At 53.9% G+C, this 18,645-nt stretch carries 16 protein-coding genes; 1 reads left to right on the top strand and 15 read right to left on the bottom strand.

What is annotated here, in order from left to right; translation table 11 throughout:
- Nucleotides 1–59 precede the first annotated feature (59 nt).
- The 3 genes from pstS to glmU form a co-directional block, all read right to left on the bottom strand.
- Complete coding sequence (gene pstS / locus WFO70_RS17655; RefSeq protein WP_337017957.1) at nucleotides 60–1,100, bottom strand: phosphate ABC transporter substrate-binding protein PstS; 1,041 nt, start codon at nucleotides 1,098–1,100, stop codon at nucleotides 60–62.
- Nucleotides 1,101–1,390: 290 nt separating this feature from the next.
- Nucleotides 1,391–3,220: a glutamine--fructose-6-phosphate transaminase (isomerizing) gene (gene glmS, locus WFO70_RS17650; protein ID WP_337017955.1), complete on the bottom strand. Its 1,830-nt coding sequence runs from the start codon at nucleotides 3,218–3,220 to the stop codon at nucleotides 1,391–1,393.
- A 278-nt stretch (nucleotides 3,221–3,498) separates the two neighbouring features.
- Nucleotides 3,499–4,866, bottom strand: a complete 1,368-nt coding sequence (gene glmU / locus WFO70_RS17645; protein ID WP_337017953.1) for a bifunctional UDP-N-acetylglucosamine diphosphorylase/glucosamine-1-phosphate N-acetyltransferase GlmU — start codon at nucleotides 4,864–4,866, stop codon at nucleotides 3,499–3,501.
- A gap of 343 nt (nucleotides 4,867–5,209) precedes the next feature.
- Here glmU and WFO70_RS17640 point away from each other — a divergent pair, with 343 nt between their 5' ends.
- Nucleotides 5,210–7,303, top strand: coding sequence for a right-handed parallel beta-helix repeat-containing protein (locus WFO70_RS17640; protein ID WP_337017951.1), 2,094 nt, complete (start codon nucleotides 5,210–5,212; stop codon nucleotides 7,301–7,303).
- 338 nt (nucleotides 7,304–7,641) lie between these two features.
- Here WFO70_RS17640 and WFO70_RS17635 read toward each other — a convergent pair whose 3' ends face one another.
- From WFO70_RS17635 to mioC, 12 genes are all read right to left on the bottom strand, one after another.
- Nucleotides 7,642–8,061, bottom strand: a complete 420-nt coding sequence (locus tag WFO70_RS17635; protein ID WP_039032217.1) for a F0F1 ATP synthase subunit epsilon — start codon at nucleotides 8,059–8,061, stop codon at nucleotides 7,642–7,644.
- A gap of 20 nt (nucleotides 8,062–8,081) precedes the next feature.
- The gene (atpD, locus tag WFO70_RS17630; protein ID WP_032615506.1) at nucleotides 8,082–9,464 is read right to left on the bottom strand and encodes a F0F1 ATP synthase subunit beta; all 1,383 of its coding nucleotides are present in this window, start codon (nucleotides 9,462–9,464) and stop codon (nucleotides 8,082–8,084) included.
- 26 nt (nucleotides 9,465–9,490) lie between these two features.
- Nucleotides 9,491–10,354, bottom strand: a complete 864-nt coding sequence (gene atpG / locus WFO70_RS17625; RefSeq protein WP_250586703.1) for a F0F1 ATP synthase subunit gamma — start codon at nucleotides 10,352–10,354, stop codon at nucleotides 9,491–9,493.
- 50 nt (nucleotides 10,355–10,404) lie between these two features.
- The gene (gene atpA / locus WFO70_RS17620) at nucleotides 10,405–11,946 is read right to left on the bottom strand and encodes a F0F1 ATP synthase subunit alpha (RefSeq protein ID WP_106995538.1); all 1,542 of its coding nucleotides are present in this window, start codon (nucleotides 11,944–11,946) and stop codon (nucleotides 10,405–10,407) included.
- A gap of 12 nt (nucleotides 11,947–11,958) precedes the next feature.
- The gene (atpH, locus tag WFO70_RS17615) at nucleotides 11,959–12,492 is read right to left on the bottom strand and encodes a F0F1 ATP synthase subunit delta (RefSeq protein ID WP_032615500.1); all 534 of its coding nucleotides are present in this window, start codon (nucleotides 12,490–12,492) and stop codon (nucleotides 11,959–11,961) included.
- A 14-nt stretch (nucleotides 12,493–12,506) separates the two neighbouring features.
- On the bottom strand, nucleotides 12,507–12,977 hold the full coding sequence (atpF, locus tag WFO70_RS17610) for a F0F1 ATP synthase subunit B (protein ID WP_032615498.1): 471 nt from the start codon (nucleotides 12,975–12,977) through the stop codon (nucleotides 12,507–12,509).
- A 53-nt stretch (nucleotides 12,978–13,030) separates the two neighbouring features.
- Complete coding sequence (gene atpE / locus WFO70_RS17605) at nucleotides 13,031–13,270, bottom strand: F0F1 ATP synthase subunit C (RefSeq protein ID WP_000429386.1); 240 nt, start codon at nucleotides 13,268–13,270, stop codon at nucleotides 13,031–13,033.
- Nucleotides 13,271–13,319: 49 nt separating this feature from the next.
- The gene (atpB, locus tag WFO70_RS17600; protein WP_142487639.1) at nucleotides 13,320–14,135 is read right to left on the bottom strand and encodes a F0F1 ATP synthase subunit A; all 816 of its coding nucleotides are present in this window, start codon (nucleotides 14,133–14,135) and stop codon (nucleotides 13,320–13,322) included.
- 8 nt (nucleotides 14,136–14,143) lie between these two features.
- Entirely contained in the window at nucleotides 14,144–14,524 is a 381-nt protein-coding gene (atpI, locus tag WFO70_RS17595) for a F0F1 ATP synthase subunit I (RefSeq protein WP_271266132.1), read from the bottom strand.
- A gap of 615 nt (nucleotides 14,525–15,139) precedes the next feature.
- Nucleotides 15,140–15,763 carry a 16S rRNA (guanine(527)-N(7))-methyltransferase RsmG gene (rsmG, locus tag WFO70_RS17590; protein WP_337017945.1) on the bottom strand — a complete coding sequence of 208 codons (624 nt, stop codon included), beginning with the start codon at nucleotides 15,761–15,763 and terminating at the stop codon, nucleotides 15,140–15,142.
- Between the two features lie 105 nt (nucleotides 15,764–15,868).
- Nucleotides 15,869–17,758 carry a tRNA uridine-5-carboxymethylaminomethyl(34) synthesis enzyme MnmG gene (gene mnmG / locus WFO70_RS17585; RefSeq protein ID WP_337017943.1) on the bottom strand — a complete coding sequence of 630 codons (1,890 nt, stop codon included), beginning with the start codon at nucleotides 17,756–17,758 and terminating at the stop codon, nucleotides 15,869–15,871.
- A 373-nt stretch (nucleotides 17,759–18,131) separates the two neighbouring features.
- Nucleotides 18,132–18,581, bottom strand: coding sequence for an FMN-binding protein MioC (mioC, locus tag WFO70_RS17580; protein ID WP_337017941.1), 450 nt, complete (start codon nucleotides 18,579–18,581; stop codon nucleotides 18,132–18,134).
- Nucleotides 18,582–18,645: the final 64 nt, after the last annotated feature.

The raw sequence follows: 18,645 nt of genomic DNA, 5'->3' as shown, positions 1-18,645 counted from the left end.
GTCTTACGAAAGTTGGCGGGAAAGCTCACGCCCCCGCCATCTTCGTCAAAAATATCCTGTTAGTACAGCGCTTTACCGCTGCTGTCTTTCACGTTGGTTTTCCATGCAGCACGAATCTGCTCAACCACGCTGTCCGGCAGGCTGGCGTAATCCAGGTCGTTAGCCTGTTTGCCGCCGTTTTTGTATGCCCAGTCGAAGAACTTCAGCACTTCTGCGCCCTGCTCAGGTTTCTTCTGATCTTTGTGGACCAGGATGAAGGTGGTGGAGGTGATTGGCCACGCGCCTTCGCCTTTCTGGTTAGTCAGGTCCTGAGCGAAGGATTTGCTCCAGTCCGCGCCTTTCGCCGCGTTAGCAAAGTTCTCTTCGGTCGGGCTTACTGGTTTACCGTCAGCAGAGACCAGTTTGGTGTATGCCAGGTTGTTCTGCTTGGCGTAAGCGTACTCTACGTAGCCGATTGAGCCAGGCAGACGCTGTACGAAAGCGGCGATACCGTCGTTACCTTTACCGCCCAGACCGGTAGGCCAGTTCACGGTAGAGCCAGAACCGACTTTGGATTTCCACTCTTCGTTCACTTTCGCCAGGTAGCTGGTGAAGACGAAGGAGGTGCCGGAACCGTCAGCGCGACGAACCACAGCGATGTTCTGCGAAGGCAGCTTAACGCCCGGGTTCAGTTTGGTGATGGCTTCGTCATCCCATTTTTTGATTTTGCCGAGGTAGATATCGCCCAGGGTTTTGCCATCCAGCACCAGTTCGCCGGACTTCAGGCCAGGGATATTCACCGCCAGCACAACACCACCGATAACGGTCGGGAACTGGAACAGGCCTTCCTGCGTCAGTTTTTCATCCGACAGCGGCGCATCAGATGCACCGAAATCAACGGTATTCGCGGTAATTTGTTTAACGCCACCGGAGGAGCCGATACCCTGGTAGTTCACCTTGTTACCAGTCTCTTTCTGGTAGGTATCAGCCCATTTGGCATACACCGGCGCAGGGAAGGTTGCACCAGCGCCAGTCAGGCTTGCCTCTGCAAAGACAGAGAACGCGCTCATCGATAAGGTCGCGGCGACAACAGTTGCGACAGTGGTACGCATAACTTTCATAATGTCTCCTGCAAGATTTTCGTAAATCGTTGTTTAGTGGCTACGATGAGCAAAATAGGACAAACAGGTGACAGATAAATGTACGAATTATGACAGTTTTATGACAGCGAGAATTTCGCTTTGGGAAAGTTTAAATAAAGATTAAAAATCAGCATGTTAGATATGATTATGACGCTAAGATTTCAGAAAAATTTTCTTTCCGTGACACTGAAAAAGTTAGCTGAAGATGACAGTTTGTCATTAAAAAATGCGGATAAAAAAGCTCCACCCGAAGGTGGAGCCTGAGGGGATTACTCTACGGTAACGGACTTCGCCAGGTTACGCGGCTGGTCAACGTCGGTACCTTTGATCAGCGCGACGTGATACGACAGCAGCTGCAGCGGTACGGTATAGAAGATTGGCGCGATCACCTCTTCCACATGCGGCATCTCGATGATGTGCATGTTGTCGCTGCTGACGAAACCGGCATCTTTATCGGCGAAGACAAACAGAACGCCGCCACGGGCGCGAACTTCTTCGATGTTGGATTTCAGTTTTTCCAGCAGTTCGTTGTTAGGTGCCACCACGATCACCGGCATATCCGCGTCGATCAGCGCCAGCGGGCCGTGTTTCAGCTCGCCTGCGGCGTAGGCTTCCGCGTGGATGTAGGAGATCTCTTTCAGCTTCAGGGCACCTTCCAGCGCGATCGGGTACTGATCGCCACGACCGAGGAACAGGGCGTGATGCTTGTCGGAGAAGGATTCCGCCAGGGCTTCAATGCGTTTGTCCTGAGAGAGCATCTGCTCAATACGGCTCGGCAGCGCCTGCAGGCCATGCACGATGTCATGCTCAACAGAGGCATCCTGGCCTTTCAGGCGGGCCAGTTTCGCCACCAGCATCAGCAGAACCGTCAGCTGGGTGGTGAACGCTTTGGTGGAGGCCACGCCGATTTCGGTGCCAGCTTTAGTCATCAGCGCCAGATCGGATTCACGCACCAGCGAGGAGCCCGGCACGTTACAGATCGCCAGCGAACCGAGGTAACCCAGCTCTTTAGAGAGACGCAGCGCCGCCAGGGTATCGGCGGTTTCACCGGACTGGGACAGGGTGATCATCAGGCTGTTACGGCGCACGGCCGATTTGCGATAGCGGAATTCAGAGGCGATTTCCACGTCGCACGGCACGCCGGCCAGCGCTTCAAACCAGTAGCGGGAGACCATACCGGAGTTGTAGGAGGTGCCGCAGGCGACGATCTGAATATGCTCGACGTTAGCCAGCATCTCGTTGGCGTTAGCACCCAGTTCGCTCAGATCCACCTGACCGTGGCTGATGCGCCCGGTCAGGGTGTTTTTGATGGCGTTTGGCTGTTCGTAGATCTCTTTCTGCATGTAGTGACGGTAAGCGCCTTTGTCACCGGCGTCGTACTGCAGGCTGGATTCGATGTCCTGACGCTTCACCGGCTCGCCAGTTTTATCAAAAATCTTCACGTCACGACGGGTTACTTCCGCAATATCACCCTCTTCCATGAAGATAAAGCGACGGGTTACCGGCAGCAGCGCCAGCTGATCGGAAGCGATAAAGTTTTCGCCCATCCCCAGACCAATCACCATCGGGCTACCCGAGCGGGCGGCCAGCAGGGTGGACGGGTCACGGCTGTCCATGATCACGGTGCCGTAGGCGCCGCGCAGCTGTGGGATCGCACGCAGTACGGCTTCACGCAGCGTACCGCCCTGCTCCAGCTCCCAGTGAACCAGATGAGCGATGACTTCGGTGTCGGTTTCGGACACGAAGGTATAGCCGCGCTCGGTGAGTTGTTCGCGCAACGGCTCGTGGTTTTCGATGATGCCGTTATGCACCACCACAATGTGTTCAGAGACATGCGGGTGCGCGTTGCCTTCAGAAGGTTCACCGTGGGTCGCCCAACGGGTATGGGCAATGCCTGTGCCGCCGTGCAGCGGGGTTTCTTCCGCGGCCTGTGACAGCATGTTTACCTTACCGAGGCGGCGCAGACGGGTCATGTGCCCTTCTGCATCGACCACTGCCAGACCGGCAGAGTCGTAACCACGGTATTCCAGACGACGTAACCCTTCGAGAAGGATTTCAGCAATATCACGCTGCGCGACTGCGCCAACAATTCCACACATAGTTTTAGATTCCGAATAGAGGCTTTACGCCTGCGTTGTCGCTGACCTGTATTTACCCTTCGTCTTTCACGCCGTGACTGCGTTGGCTTCACGTCTTCGCCACGGTCACTTACTTAAGTAAGCTCCCATGGACTCATACGCTTGCCGCCTTGCCACAACGCGAAATCCGTTGGGTATGCCCTTTTCGGGCGCCCCGAGCCTTGTAGAGAGTGGGGTTATTTTTATGGGTACTGCTTATGGGAGGGGGATTATGTTATCCCCTCATCCCGAAAATACTTTTACTTCTTCACCGGGCGTTTCCAGCCCTGCTTGTGAACCTGTGGCACGCGGCTGATCACCAGCTCGTTTTCCGCCACATCGCGCGTCACGGTCGTGCCCGCGGCAATGGTCACGCCTTTGCCGATAGTGACAGGAGCCACCAGCTGCGAATCGGAACCGACAAACACGTCGTCGCCAATAATGGTTTTAAACTTGTTCGCGCCGTCGTAGTTGCAGGTAATGGTTCCGGCCCCGATATTCACGTTATCGCCAATCTCCGCATCGCCCAGATAGCTAAGATGCCCTGCTTTAGAGCCTTTACCCAGACGCGCTTTTTTCATTTCGACGAAGTTGCCAACGTGAGCACCTTCCAGCAGTTCAGCGCCCGGACGCAGACGGGCGAACGGCCCGATAGTGCAGGCGGCTTCCAGATGGGCATCTTCCACCACGCTGTACGGGCTGATTTCGCAGTCGTCGCCAATCACGCTGTTTTTGATCACGCAACCGGTGCCAATTTTGACGCGGTTACCCAGCGTTACGTTGCCTTCCAGAATAACGTTAGTATCAATCTCGACGTCGCGCCCGTGAATAAGCACCCCACGCAGATCGAAACGCGACGGATCGCGCAACATTACGCCCGCCAGCAGCAGTTTTTCGGCCTGCTCGGACTGATAAATACGCTCGAGACGGGAGAGCTGCAGGCGGTTATTCACGCCGTCCGTTTCGCTGATGCGCGCCGGATGAACGGCAGCAATCTCACGTCCTTCCTGATACGCCATCGCGATGATATCGGTGATATAGAATTCGCCCTGCGCATTGTTGTTATCCAACTGCGACAGCCAGCGCTTCATGTCTGCGCCATTGGCGATCAGAATACCGGTGTTAATTTCCTGGATTTCACGCTGCGCATCGGTGGCGTCTTTGTGCTCGACAATGCCCGTCACCTTGCCGTTTTCACGGGTGATTCGGCCATAACCGGTGGGATCGTCCAGCTTAACGGTCAGCAGGCCAATGCCGCCCTGCGGCTTCGCGGCACGCAGGCGAACCAGCGTCTCCACGGAGATCAGCGGTACGTCGCCGTAGAGCATCAGAATGTCTTCGTCGTCGGAGAAGAACGGGGCGGCCTGCTGCATGGCGTGACCGGTACCCAGCTGTTCTGCCTGCAATACCCAGTTGAGCTTGTCATCACGCAGCGTCTGCTTCAGCAGATCGCCACCGTGACCGTAGACCAGGTGAACCTGGTTCGCGCCCATTTCATTAGCGGCATCAATGACATGCTGCACCATCGCTTTCCCTGCCAGGGTATGCAGCACTTTAGGAAGATCGGAATACATGCGGGTGCCTTTGCCTGCGGCAAGAATGACCACGCTCATTGCGTTGTTCAACATACACGTCCTGACTGTAATTTGAGTGAAAAGTAAAACCCTTTGGCGTTGAAAATTCTACATATTTTGCGCCATAAAATGGAGAGGCGGTAAAACGCACAATCTCGCCGGTTTCGGGCCGTTTAAAGGTACTTTTTACAGCAGAGTAAAGGACTTTGCCTATGGAATATAGCGCCCTTTGAGGAAGTCTCCAGCCCGCACAACATGTTAACTGTTGTTTCGCTTCATGAATAAAGACCACCCTAACCAAAACACTGTTTTAATTATCGAAATATGTGACCCACAAAAAAGAAACACTGTTTTATTCTGATAATAATAGCGCTCAATTATTACTCAGGAGAATAAGATGAAGTCTAAAATACCTCTGGCCCTGATGATGTGTAGCGCTTTTTCCGCCACGGCTGCCGAACAGCCTCATGTCTGGAAAGCCATTGCGTTTGGGCAATCCACGGATGCGAATTTTTCATCCAACGTGCTACCGGAAAAAATTGGCGTCAATGATGTCACTATCGACGGGAAAAAGCTCACGCCGCAGGAGAGTGCCGACCTGTCAAAAGCCATCACTCTGGAGAGCCGTGGCGGCAAAATAGCCAACTCCCACGACGGGTTAACCTTTTTCTATACCGAACTTCCGGCGAACGAGAATTTCGTCCTGCAGGCCAACGTCCGGGTGGATCAGTTTGGACCGGAGAATGGTGCCAAACCCGCCGCGCAGGAAGGGGCCGGGCTGCTGGTGCGGGATGTCCTCGGCAACCCGCGTCAGCTGCCGCTGAAAATCGGGTATGAGGAGTTCCCCGCGGCGTCGAACCTGGTGATGAATGCCATCATGACCCAGGATAAAAAAGATCATCAGCGGGTAAAAATGCAGGCCATCACCCGGGAGGGGATCACTCAGCCGTGGGGTAATGCCGGGGCAGCCATTAAAAAACAGAGTTACAAGGAAGAGGTAGACCTGAGTCAGACCCCGGAGTTTCGTCTCAAGCTGCAGCGCACGGACGACGGGTTTATTACCGCATGGGCCCCGGTAGACAGCGACAGCTGGGTGAGCAAGAGCGTGCCGCGCGCAGATCTGATTTCGGTGCAAAATCCGGATCGCTATTACGTCGGCTTCTTCGCCTCGCGGAATGCCAGAATCACGGTGTCCAACGCCTCGCTGACCACTACGCCCGCCCATACCCTCCCTTCAACGCCATGGCAGGCAGAGCCGCTGCCGGTGGTGGTGCAGCTGGCTTCCGGGAACATCAGCGCTTCCGGGGATTACCTGTTGCAGGCCCGCGCCAATGCAGACGGGGTATTCAGCGTCCGGCAAAACGAAGTGGTGATCGGTAATGAGAAAGCGGTAAAAGCGGGAGAGATGTACACCCTGCCCGCACGCCTTGAGCAGACCAGCACCTTTACGCTGACTTTTACCCCGTCTCAGGGCGAGCCGGTGAACCAGCAACTGACCGTTGAGCGCGTCGCCGACAGGGATACGGCGCTGCTGTATGCCGCACCGGACGGTAAAGCGGAGGCGAAAGGCACCGCCGATGCGCCGCTGGATCTCGCCACCGCCATCGCGCTGCTGGCCCCCGGCGGTAAGCTGGTGCTGAAAAGCGGCGATTATCCTCGCAGCGAGATCCCGCTCTCGGCCAGCGGCAGCAGCGACAGGATCAAGGCCCTGCAGGCAGAGGGTAAAGTGGTGGTCCGCGGCCTGCTGCTGGACGCCAGCTACTGGCATATCCAGGGTATCGACGTCACTGAGAAGAGCCTGCGCGTGCAGGGCAGCCATAATCTGATCGAGCGCGTCACCGCGTACCGCAATGACGACACCGGGATCCAGATCTCCTCTCCGGAGAAGATTGGCCGACCGTTATGGGCAAGCTATAACCGGGTGGTGGATTCCGAATCCTATGCCAATGAGGATCCCGGCAAGATTAACGCCGATGGCTTTGCGGTGAAGATGCGCGTAGGGGAAGGCAACCGACTGGAGCATTGCTATGCCCACGACAATATCGACGACGGTTTCGACCTGTTCAATAAGATCGAGGATGGTGCGAACGGCGTGGTGGTGATCGAGAACTCTGTTGCCAGCAACAATACCAGTAACGGCTTCAAGCTCGGCGGGGAAGGGCAGCCAGTGGCGCACCAGATCCGCAACAGCAAAGCCACCGGCAATCATCTGGACGGCTTCACCGATAACTTTAACCCGGGCAAGCTGGTGGTAGAGAACAACATCGCGGTGGATAACCAGCGCTTTAACTATATTTTCCGCCCGAGCCCGTACGGCGACGTCACGACTCAGGGGACCTTTACTGGCAACCTGTCGATCCGTAATCAGCCGGGTGAGTATGATGATGCGGTCATGGGGACCATCGATAATACGAACTACTTTATCGTGAAGGGTAAAAGCGTGAATGCAGACGGGAAGGAGTTAGACAAAACGCAGGTACAGACCCAATAACCAGAGCGGCGCTTCGCTTATCACACGACGGTAAGCGTGGCGCCACCCGGCACATCAGCACTTAGTGGTTGAACGTACCGAAAGAAACGCTCATGTTGCTGAAGAGGGCGATGATTTTGTTGATAAGTTTCATGATGGCATCCTGATATTGTTTGAGTTCAGTTTTGTGACATTCATCACAAAACGAAGTCTACTCCTGACCATTTCGCCGATCAATCTTTTTTGTGATCTAAATCAAAAAATAATAAAACCTCGTTTTAGTTTCAGATTTACTGAAACAGCGCCATAAAAAAAGCCAGTCTGGAGACCAGACTGGCTTTCGTACTTTCAAGCCGGTGTTACATCGCTTTTTTGGTCAACTCGATAACGCGCAGTTTCGCGATCGCTTTGGCCAGCTCTGCAGACGCCTGAGCGTAATCCACGTCGCCATGAGAGCTCTTAATGTGCTCTTCTGCTTTACGCTTCGATTCCAGAGCTCGCGCTTCGTCGAGATCCTGGCCACGAATTGCGGTATCAGCCAGCACGGTCACGCTGCCAGGTTGCACTTCAATAATGCCACCAGACAGATAGATAAACTCTTCATGACCGAACTGTTTAACGATGCGGATCATACCAGGCTTAATGGCGGTGAGCAGCGGGGCGTGTCCCGGGAAGATACCCAGTTCACCTTCGCTACCCGTTACCTGGATTTTCTCGACCAGACCAGAGAACATTTGTTGCTCTGCGCTGACGACGTCCAGGTGGTAAGTCATTGCCATATCACCCTCCGATTAAGGCGTTAAAGTTTTTTGGCTTTTTCCACGGCTTCGTCGATGGAACCCACCATATAGAACGCCTGCTCCGGCAGGTGATCGTATTCGCCTTCCATGATGCCTTTAAAGCCACGGATGGTGTCTTTCAGCGCAACGTATTTGCCCGGGGAACCGGTAAATACTTCTGCAACGAAGAACGGCTGGGACAGGAAGCGCTGGATCTTACGCGCACGTGCTACCACCAGTTTGTCTTCTTCTGACAGTTCATCCATACCCAGGATGGCGATGATGTCTTTCAGTTCCTGATAACGCTGCAGCAGGGACTGTACGCCACGCGCGGTGTCGTAGTGTTCCTGACCAACAACCAGTGGATCCAGCTGACGGCTGGTGGAGTCCAGCGGGTCAACGGCCGGGTAGATACCCAGAGACGCGATCTGACGGCTCAGTACCACGGTTGCATCTAAGTGCGCAAAGGTGGTGGCTGGAGATGGGTCAGTCAAGTCATCCGCAGGTACGTATACCGCCTGAACGGAGGTGATAGAACCGGTTTTGGTAGAGGTGATACGTTCCTGCAGAACACCCATCTCTTCCGCCAGGGTCGGCTGGTAGCCTACCGCTGATGGCATACGACCCAGCAGTGCGGATACTTCCGTACCGGCCAGGGTGTAACGGTAGATGTTGTCAACGAACAGCAGTACGTCACGACCTTCGTCACGGAACTTCTCAGCCATGGTCAGGCCGGTCAGCGCAACGCGCAGACGGTTTCCTGGTGGCTCGTTCATCTGGCCGTAAACCAGGGATACTTTGTCCAGAACGTTGGAGTCGGTCATTTCGTGGTAGAAGTCGTTACCCTCACGAGTACGCTCACCCACGCCTGCAAACACGGAATAACCGGAGTGCTCGATCGCGATGTTACGGATCAGCTCCATCATGTTTACGGTTTTACCTACACCCGCACCGCCGAACAGACCGACTTTACCGCCCTTCGCGAACGGACACATCAGGTCGATAACTTTGATGCCGGTTTCCAGCAGTTCCTGAGAGCTGGACAGCTCTTCATAGGAAGGTGCTGAACGGTGGATAGCCCAACGCTCTTCTTCGCCGATGTCGCCTTTCATGTCGATCGGCTGACCCAGGACGTTCATGATACGACCCAGGGTTGCTTTACCTACTGGTACTTCGATTGGGTGTTCGAGGTCTTTAACTTCCAGACCACGACGCAGACCATCGGAAGAACCCATGGCGATGGTACGCACGATACCGCCGCCGAGCTGCTGCTGAACTTCCAGCACCAGGCTCTCATTACCATTCTGAACCTCAAGAGCATCGTACACGCGCGGTACGGCATCCTGAGGGAACTCGACGTCAACCACGGCGCCGATTACCTGGACAATTTTTCCAGTAGCCATCTTGAATCCTCTACGAATTAACCTGGTTATACCGCGGATGCACCACCGACGATCTCGGTGAGTTCCTGAGTAATGCTGGCCTGACGAGCTTTGTTGTATACCAACTGCAGCTCTTTAATCAGGCTGCCGCCATTGTCGGTCGCGGCTTTCATCGCCACCATACGTGCGGCCTGCTCGCTGGCCAGGTTTTCTACCACGCCCTGATAAACCTGAGATTCAACATAACGACGCAGCAGGGTATCCAGCAGCGGTTTTGGATCGGGTTCATACAGGTAATCCCAAGATTTTTGCTTCAACTCTGGCTCGTCTGATGCCGGTAATGGCAGCAGTTGAGTAAGGGTCGGAACCTGAGACATGGTGTTAATAAATTTGTTGCTGACAACGTACAGCCTGTCCAGACGGCCTTCATCATAGGCCTGCAACATCACTTTTACCGGGCCGATCAGTTCGGACAGGGACGGGTTATCACCCATACCAGTCACCTGGGCGACAATATTGCCGCCGACGGAATTGAAGAAAGAGACGCCCTTGGAGCCGATCATCGCGATATCGCTCTGAACGCCTTTATCGGACCATGCTTTCATATCCGCCAGCAGTTTTTTGAACAGGTTAATGTTCAAGCCGCCACACAGACCACGGTCGGTCGACACCACCAGGTAGCCCACGCGCTTAACGTCGCGTTCTTCCAGGTAAGGGTGCTTATATTCCAGATTACCGCTCGCAAGGTGACCAATCACTTTGCGCATGGTATCTGCATAAGGACGGCTGGCCGCCATACGCTCCTGCGATTTACGCATTTTGGAAGCGGCGACCATCTCCATCGCTTTAGTGATCTTTTGCGTGTTCTGGACGCTTGCGATCTTACTACGTATCTCTTTTGCGCCGGCCATGAGCTTCTCCTCAATGCCTTGCGGTCTGCCCTAAGACAGACCGCCAGACTTTACCAGGACTGGGTTGCTTTGAAGGAATCGAGCAGGCTCTTCAGCTTGCCTTCGATTTCGTCGTTATAGCCACCGGACTGGTTGATCTCTTGCATCAGCGGAGCATGGTCACGGTCAGCGAAAGCCAACAGAGCGGCTTCGAAGCTACCGATTTTCGCCAGTTCTACATCCCCCAGATAACCACGTTCTGCTGCGAACAGTACCAGGCCCTGCTGTGCGACTGACATAGGGGCATACTGTTTCTGTTTCAGCAGCTCGGTCACTTTCTGACCGTGGTCAAGCTGTTTACGGGTTGCATCGTCAAGGTCAGATGCAAACTGGGAGAACGCTGCAAGTTCACGATACTGTGCCAGCGCGGTACGGATACCACCGGACAGTTTTTTGATGATCTTGGTCTGCGCTGCACCACCCACACGGGATACGGAGATACCCGGGTTAACTGCCGGACGAATACCGGAGTTAAACAGGTTGGTTTCCAGGAAGATCTGACCATCGGTAATGGAGATTACGTTGGTCGGAACGAACGCAGAAACGTCACCCGCCTGGGTTTCGATGATCGGCAGTGCGGTCAGAGAACCGGTCTGGCCTTTCACTTCACCTTTAGTGAAGTTCTCAACGTATTCCGCGTTAACGCGGGATGCACGCTCCAGCAGACGGGAGTGCAGGTAGAATACGTCGCCCGGGAATGCTTCACGTCCTGGTGGACGACGGAGCAGCAGGGAAACCTGACGGTATGCAACGGCCTGTTTGGACAGGTCATCATAAACGATCAGCGCATCTTCACCGCGGTCACGGAAGTATTCGCCCATTGCGCAACCGGCATACGGAGCCAGGTATTGCAGTGCAGCAGATTCAGAAGCGGTAGCCACAACAACGATGGTGTTAGCCAGCGCGCCGTGCTCTTCCAGTTTACGAACCACGTTAGAAATGGTGGACGCTTTCTGGCCGATAGCCACGTACACACATTTGATGCCGGAGTCGCGCTGGTTGATGATCGCATCGATTGCCATCGCGGTTTTACCGGTCTGACGGTCACCGATGATCAGCTCACGCTGGCCACGGCCGATTGGGATCATGGCGTCGACGGATTTATAACCGGTCTGCACTGGCTGGTCGACGGACTGACGGTCGATTACGCCCGGTGCGATAACTTCGATTGGCGAGAAGCCATCGTTATCAACCGGACCTTTACCGTCGATTGGCGCACCCAGGGTGTTCACCACGCGACCCAGCAGGCCGCGGCCAACTGGAACTTCAAGAATACGGCCAGTACACTTAACCTTCATGCCTTCGGCGAGGTCAGCGTAAGGACCCATCACAACTGCACCTACGGAGTCGCGCTCCAGGTTCAGTGCGATAGCGTAACGGTTACCCGGCAGGGAAATCATTTCACCCTGCATACAATCGGCCAGGCCGTGGATGCGGATAACACCGTCGCTTACAGAAACAATAGTACCTTCGTTGTGAGCTTCACTCACAACACTGAACTGAGCAATGCGCTGCTTGATCAGTTCGCTGATTTCGGTGGAATTCAGTTGCATGCTCCAGTCCCCTTAAGACTGCAAGACGTCTGCAAGGCGCTCAAGACGGCCGCGTACGCTGCCATCAATGACCATATCACCCGCACGGATGATTACGCCCGCCATTACAGACTTATCGATATTGCAATTCAGCTTCACTTTGCGTGACAGACGTTTTTCCATCGCGGCGGTGATTTTCGCAAGCTGTTCGTTACTCAGCTCAGTCGCAGAAGTTACGTGAACTTCAACGGTGGCTTCACTGAGGGCACGCAGGTGCTCGAACTGCTCAAGAACATCCGGGAGCGCTTTCAGACGACCATTTTCTGCCATTACCCGAATCAGGTTCTGACCGTTGGTGTCCAGCTGCTCACCGCAAATGGCGATGAACGAACTGGCGAGGGTTTCTGGTGCCAGTGCACCTGAAAGCATCTCAGCCATATGTTCGTTTTTCGTTACCTCAGCGGCAAACGCCAGCATGTTCTGCCAGCGATCGACATTTTGGTGTTCGATAGCAAAGTCAAAAGCTGCTTTGGCGTAGGGGCGAGCTACCGTAACAAATTCAGACATCAGCCCCTCCCTCCTTACAGTTCAGCGACAAGTTTGTCCACGATGTCGCTGTTAGCAGCTTCATCCACGGAACGTTCGATGATCTTCTCGGCGCCAGCAACAGCCAGAATCGCGACCTGCTTACGCAGCTCTTCGCGAGCACGTTTACGCTCGGCATCAATTTCTGCCTGCGCTTGCGTCACGATTTTAGTACGTTCCTGTTCTGCTTCCGCTTTCGCTTCGTCCAGGATCTGAGAACGACGTTTGTTCGCCTGCTCGATGATTACCTGGGCTTCCGCTTTCGCTTTTTTCAGCTGGTCGGTCGCGTTGGCCTGTGCAAGGTCCAAATCTTTCTTAGCGCGTTCTGCAGAAGCCAGGCCGTCAGAAATTTCTTTCTGACGTTTTTCGATGGCTGCCATTAATGGCGGCCATACATACTTCATGCAGAACCAGACAAAGATAACAAACGCGATGGCCTGGCCGAGGATTGTTGCGTTCATGTTCACAGCACAATACCTCTTTAAATTTACAACTGTGGCTTAGGGTTTAAATCTACTTACTACGCGACAGCAAACATCACGTACAGACCCAGACCTACAGCGATCATCGGGATAGCATCCACCAGACCCATAACGATAAAGAACTGAGTACGCAGCAGAGGAATCAGATCCGGTTGACGCGCTGCGCCTTCCAGGAATTTGCCCCCGAGGATGCCGATACCGATCGCAGCACCGATAGCCGCCAGACCCATCATCACAGCGGCAGCCATGTACAGCAGATCCATATTCAGGTTTTCCATGACAGTCTCCAGTTTGTTTCAGTTAAAACGTAGTAGTGTTGGTAAAGAATCAGTGCTCTTCAGACGCCATCGACAGATAGACGATCGTCAGAACCATGAAGATAAAGGCTTGCAGCGTAATAATCAGGATGTGGAAAATGGCCCATGGCACATTCAGAACCCACTGTGACCACCACGGCAGAAGACCCGCGATCAGAATGAAAATCAGCTCACCCGCATACATGTTGCCGAACAGTCGCAGACCGAGAGAAATCGGTTTGGACAGCAGGCTAACGCCTTCCAGGATCAGGTTGACCGGAATAAACGCCCAGTGGTTGAACGGCTGCAAGGTAAGCTCTTTCACGAAGCCGCCTACGCCTTTCATTTTGATGCTGTAGAAAAGAATCAGGATGAACACGCCCAGTGCCATAGACAGGGTAATGTTGACGTCAGCAGACGGCACCACACGCAGGGCAGGCAGACCGAAGATATGCTCGCCGATAAACGGCAGCAGGTCGATCGGCAGCAGGTCCATCAAGTTCATCAGGAAGACCCACACAAAGACGGTAAGCGCCAGCGGTGCAATCACCTTGCTCTTGCCGTGGTACATGTCTTTGACGCTGCCATGGACGAAGCCAATGATCATTTCGATGAAGGTCTGGAATTTCCCTGGAACGCCGCTGGTTGCACGTTTCGCAACGCCGCGGAAAATGGCCAGGAACAACAGACCCAGTACCACCGAGAAGAACATGGAGTCGATATTGATCGTCCAGAAGGTGGCTGGGGGGTTATGCGGATCCACCAGCGAGAATGTACGCAGGTCGATCTGAAGGTTGTTCAGATGGTGACCTATGTAATCCTGCGGCGTCATATTTTCTGAAGCCATGATGCCTTTTACCCTTTGTTATTGATTACAGCTGGCGCCAGAACTTGTACCACCAGCACCAAAACCCACGTCACTATCAGCGGCAAAAATACCACTTTAAAAACCGCCAGCGCCACCACCAGAAGGGCAAAGGTCAGCAACACCTTACACACTTCGCCCAGAGCGAAGGACCAGGCCATGCGGCCTTTGGCAGGTGTATGCGCCTGATGACGCCAGGCAAAAATCATAAACAACATATTTGGCACAACAACTGCCAAACCTCCGCTTACCGCAGAGATGCCCCAGAAGGGGTCTTTGAGGCAGAACAGCAATCCGCTTGCTATCACCGCCAGAAACTGAATGAACAGAAGCTTACGAGCAACGTTTCGACTCAAGAGCGACACAGACATCACGTTTTTACTCCTGCTCCCTTCGAGGTATGCCGCGTGTCGTATAAAACGTCCTTTAAGGCTCAGAGTCAAGCAGCAAAAAGCGGTCAAATTATACGGTGCGTCCCCGTGATTTCAAACAATAAGTAGCGAAAAGGTGAATAAATGTTTAAATATTTTTCCCCGGCGCTATTTCTTAACTTTTCATCAAACTGTGAATGACGCGTCAAAACTGCAAACTGCGCGGAAACGTTGGCGATAAAGCGTGCACGAGATCACAAAATACACATTTACGATAAGGTCGAATAAATTAAATCAGTAAATCGTCATATTTCAACTTTATGATATTAAAGCTTAATTTCAGCAACTATTTTCAAAACAGCCCTGTATACAACGGAAACCTTTTATTGACATTTATAATAAATATTTAACATTGCAATCTGGTTACCCTTTCCTACTTTTAGCACGCTGATATTTTCAAAGTTGATTATATTGTGGGTTAACTACGCACTCAGGTTAACCCAAAGAAAATCCATAGTAAAAAAGCGGTTAAATAAGCGCTGTATATTTCTTAGCCCGACGCCTGTTTTTTAACATACTAAGAACAGCACAAATTCCACATTTTTTATTATTTTTTTAAAAATTGTTTGGCTTAACGATCACCAGATGACGTTCACCTTCCAGCTGCGGAACGCGCAATTTAATGGCAGCCTCCACCTCAAACCCGGCAGGCAATTGTGCAATTTCATCTTCCGGCAGGATCCCTTTCAGGGCATAGAAGCGCCCGTTCTGCGCAGGCAGATGCTTACACCAGTCAATCATGTCATTGAGCGAGGCAAACGCCCGGCTGATCACGCCATCAAATGGCGGTTCGGCGGGAAACTCCTCTACCCTACTCTGCACCGGATGAATATTTTCCAGCTTCAGTTCATGTTGAACCTGGCGCAGGAAGCGCACACGCTTGCCCAGGCTGTCCAGCAGCGTGAACTGGCACTCAGGGCGTACGATAGAGAGCGGAATACCTGGCAGGCCCGGGCCGGTACCCACATCGATAAAACGCTCGCCCTGGAGGTGAGGCGCTACGACGATGCTGTCGAGAATATGACGCACCAGCATCTCATTCGGGTCGCGAACCGAGGTGAGGTTATAGGCCTTGTTCCATTTGTGCAGCATATCGACATACCCCACCAGCTGATTTTTCTGGTGATCGGTGAGCGAAATACCGGCTTGATCCAGCAGACGAGTGAGTTTGTTGAGCACGGTGAATACCTGTTGAGATGCGTTTTGGCGGGTGGCGCTATGCTTACCCGCGCTACGGAGTTCTGTCGGCCCGGATCGCTACGCATCACCGGGCAGTTCTTACGATTACGCGCTGCGGCGCAGCATACCCTGTTTTTTCAGCCACACCAGCAGAATGGAGATGGCCGCAGGGGTGACGCCGGAGATACGCGATGCCTGGCCGATGGATGACGGCTTATGGTCATTCAGCTTGGCAATCACCTCGTTGGAGAGGCCGTTAACCTGGCGGTAATCCAGCGTGGCCGGGAGGATCGTACTCTCGTTGCGCTGCTGTTTCTCGATCTCATCCTGCTGACGGGCGATGTAACCTTCGTATTTCACCTGGATTTCGACCTGCTCAGCGGCCTGCACGTCTTCCAGACCCGGCGCGAACGGCGTCATCTGGATCAGCTGGTCGTAGGTCATCTCCGGACGACGGAGCAAATCTTCCCCGCTGGCTTCACGCGACAGCGGCGCAGACAGGTGAGCATTCACTTCGTCTACAGAGCCGGTGGTTGGGTTGACCCAGGTGGACTTCAGGCGCTGACGTTCGCGCTCGATGTTCTCCAGCTTCTCGTTGAAACGCGCCCAGCGCGCGTCATCCACCAGACCCAGCTCACGACCGATTTCGGTCAGGCGCAGGTCGGCGTTATCTTCACGCAGCATCAGACGATATTCCGCACGAGAGGTAAACATGCGGTACGGCTCTTTGGTCCCCAGGGTGCAAAGGTCATCCACCAGCACGCCCAGGTAAGCCTGAGAACGACCCGGCGCCCAGCCCTCTTTCTCGGCTGAGCAGCGCGCGGCGTTCAGACCGGCCAGCAGACCCTGCGCAGCCGCTTCTTCGTAACCGGTGGTGCCGTTGATCTGGCCCGCGAAGAACAGCCCCTGGATATATTTGCTCTCGAGGGTCGGCTTCAGGTCACGCGGATCGAAGAAGTCGTACTCGATGGCATAGCCCGGACGCACGATCTTCGCATTCTCCATCCCCTGCATCGAACGGACGATCTGCATCTGTACGTCGAAAGGCAGGCTGGTGGAGATACCGTTCGGGTAGATCTCGTTGGAGGTCAGCCCTTCCGGTTCAAGGAAGATCTGGTGCTGGTTACGATCGGCAAAGCGCATCACCTTGTCTTCGATCGACGGACAGTAGCGTGGGCCGATCCCTTCGATCACCCCGGCATACATTGGGCTGCGATCGAGGTTATTGCGGATCACGTCATGGGTTTTCTCGTTGGTGTGCGTGACATAGCACGGCACCTGGCGCGGATGTTGATCCACGTTGCCCATGAACGAGAAGACCGGCATTGGGTTATCGCCGTGCTGTTTTGCCAGCACGCTGAAATCAATGGTGCGGGCGTCAATGCGCGGTGGTGTACCGGTTTTCAGGCGGCTGACGCGCAGCGGCAGCTCGCGCAGACGGCGCGACAGCGGAATGGACGGCGGATCGCCAGCACGGCCACCGCTGTAGTTATCCATTCCGATATGAATTTTGCCGTCGAGGAAGGTCCCGACGGTCAGCACGACGGCTTTGGCACGAAACTTCAGACCCATCTGGGTCACGGCGCCAACGACACGATCGTTTTCGACGATCAGATCTTCAACCGCCTGCTGGAAGATCATCAGGTTCGGCTGATTCTCCAGCGCGGTACGCACCGCCTGACGATAGAGCACGCGGTCTGCCTGTGCACGGGTGGCACGAACGGCAGGTCCTTTGCTCGCGTTTAGTATCCTAAACTGGATGCCCGCATGGTCGATTGCGGTTGCCATCAGGCCGCCAAGCGCATCCACTTCTTTTACCAGGTGTCCTTTCCCAATGCCGCCAATCGCCGGATTACAGGACATCTGTCCTAGCGTGTCGATATTGTGTGTCAAAAGCAGGGTCTGTTGACCCATTCGCGCCGCGGCCATTGCGGCCTCGGTGCCTGCATGACCCCCGCCAATGATGATGACGTCAAAAGGATCCTGATAAAACATGGTGGTCTGCCTCGCGTAAAGCGGTAAGAAAATGGATTGAAGCCCGGGCCGTGGATTCTACTCAACTTTAGTCGATCGAGAAAGCACTGGGATCCTGGCTATTAAAAAGAAGATCTTTTTATTTAGAGATCTGTTTTATTGTGATCTCTTATTAGGATCGCGGATTTCTGTGGATAAGCCGGATCTCCCGAAGAAGATCATGCGTTTAGAGAGGATCGTTTGCTGTGAATGATCGGTGATCCTGCAACGTATAAGCTGGGATCAGATCGCGTAGTTATACACAGCACAAAAAGTCGTCACGGGTTGTTATTGGGATAACTACCGGTTGATCCAAGCTTTTAACCAGAGTTATCCACATCTGATCGCACGATCTTTAATCGTTTTTGAGTAAATTTTTCCATTCAGCCAGCCAAAGTTCGGCTGGATCCTCCGGAATATCGTGATCGAGGATGTTGATCTTCAGCGTTTCGCCGATCTGTTGTGCCCCACAGGCCTTCAGTTCGATCTCGACTTTCTCAACGGCACCGCAGAAGGTGTCATATTCCCGGCTGCCAATGCCAATCGCCCCAAAACGGACGTTCGCCAGGTTGGGCTGCTGCTCTTTTAACTCTTCATATAAAGGAAGAAGGTTATCCGGAAGATCGCCCGCACCGTGGGTGGAGGTGATCAACAGCCAGATCCCGTCGATCGGCAGATCTTCTAATAACGGCCCGTGCAGCGTTTCAGTGGAAAAACCGGCGTCTTCCAGCTTTTCAGCCAGGTGTTCCGCGACATATTCAGCCCCGCCAAGGGTACTGCCGCTGATAAGAGTAATATCTGCCATGGATCGCTCGCTCATATAAAGAGGGATCATTGTACGCTGTGAGCGAGCTGGGATCTACCTGTGG

Source organism: Leclercia sp. AS011 (assembly GCF_037152535.1).
Classification (GTDB): domain Bacteria; phylum Pseudomonadota; class Gammaproteobacteria; order Enterobacterales; family Enterobacteriaceae; genus Enterobacter.
The sequence above is the reverse complement of the archived record's forward strand: the minus strand, read 5'-3'. Positions and strand labels throughout refer to the sequence as shown.

Coding starts and splice junctions, on each gene's coding strand:
- glmU (WP_337017953.1), bottom strand. CDS start 4,866: ATGTTGAACAACGCAATGAGCGTGGTCATTCTTGCCGCAGGCAAAGGC.
- atpE (WP_000429386.1), bottom strand. CDS start 13,270: ATGGAAAACCTGAATATGGATCTGCTGTACATGGCTGCCGCTGTGATG.
- pstS (WP_337017957.1), bottom strand. CDS start 1,100: ATGAAAGTTATGCGTACCACTGTCGCAACTGTTGTCGCCGCGACCTTA.
- atpI (WP_271266132.1), bottom strand. CDS start 14,524: ATGTCTGTGTCGCTCTTGAGTCGAAACGTTGCTCGTAAGCTTCTGTTC.
- atpG (WP_250586703.1), bottom strand. CDS start 10,354: ATGGCCGGCGCAAAAGAGATACGTAGTAAGATCGCAAGCGTCCAGAAC.
- mioC (WP_337017941.1), bottom strand. CDS start 18,581: ATGGCAGATATTACTCTTATCAGCGGCAGTACCCTTGGCGGGGCTGAA.
- atpH (WP_032615500.1), bottom strand. CDS start 12,492: ATGTCTGAATTTGTTACGGTAGCTCGCCCCTACGCCAAAGCAGCTTTT.
- WFO70_RS17640 (WP_337017951.1), top strand. CDS start 5,210: ATGAAGTCTAAAATACCTCTGGCCCTGATGATGTGTAGCGCTTTTTCC.
- mnmG (WP_337017943.1), bottom strand. CDS start 17,758: ATGTTTTATCAGGATCCTTTTGACGTCATCATCATTGGCGGGGGTCAT.
- atpA (WP_106995538.1), bottom strand. CDS start 11,946: ATGCAACTGAATTCCACCGAAATCAGCGAACTGATCAAGCAGCGCATT.
- atpD (WP_032615506.1), bottom strand. CDS start 9,464: ATGGCTACTGGAAAAATTGTCCAGGTAATCGGCGCCGTGGTTGACGTC.
- atpB (WP_142487639.1), bottom strand. CDS start 14,135: ATGGCTTCAGAAAATATGACGCCGCAGGATTACATAGGTCACCATCTG.
- WFO70_RS17635 (WP_039032217.1), bottom strand. CDS start 8,061: ATGGCAATGACTTACCACCTGGACGTCGTCAGCGCAGAGCAACAAATG.
- glmS (WP_337017955.1), bottom strand. CDS start 3,220: ATGTGTGGAATTGTTGGCGCAGTCGCGCAGCGTGATATTGCTGAAATC.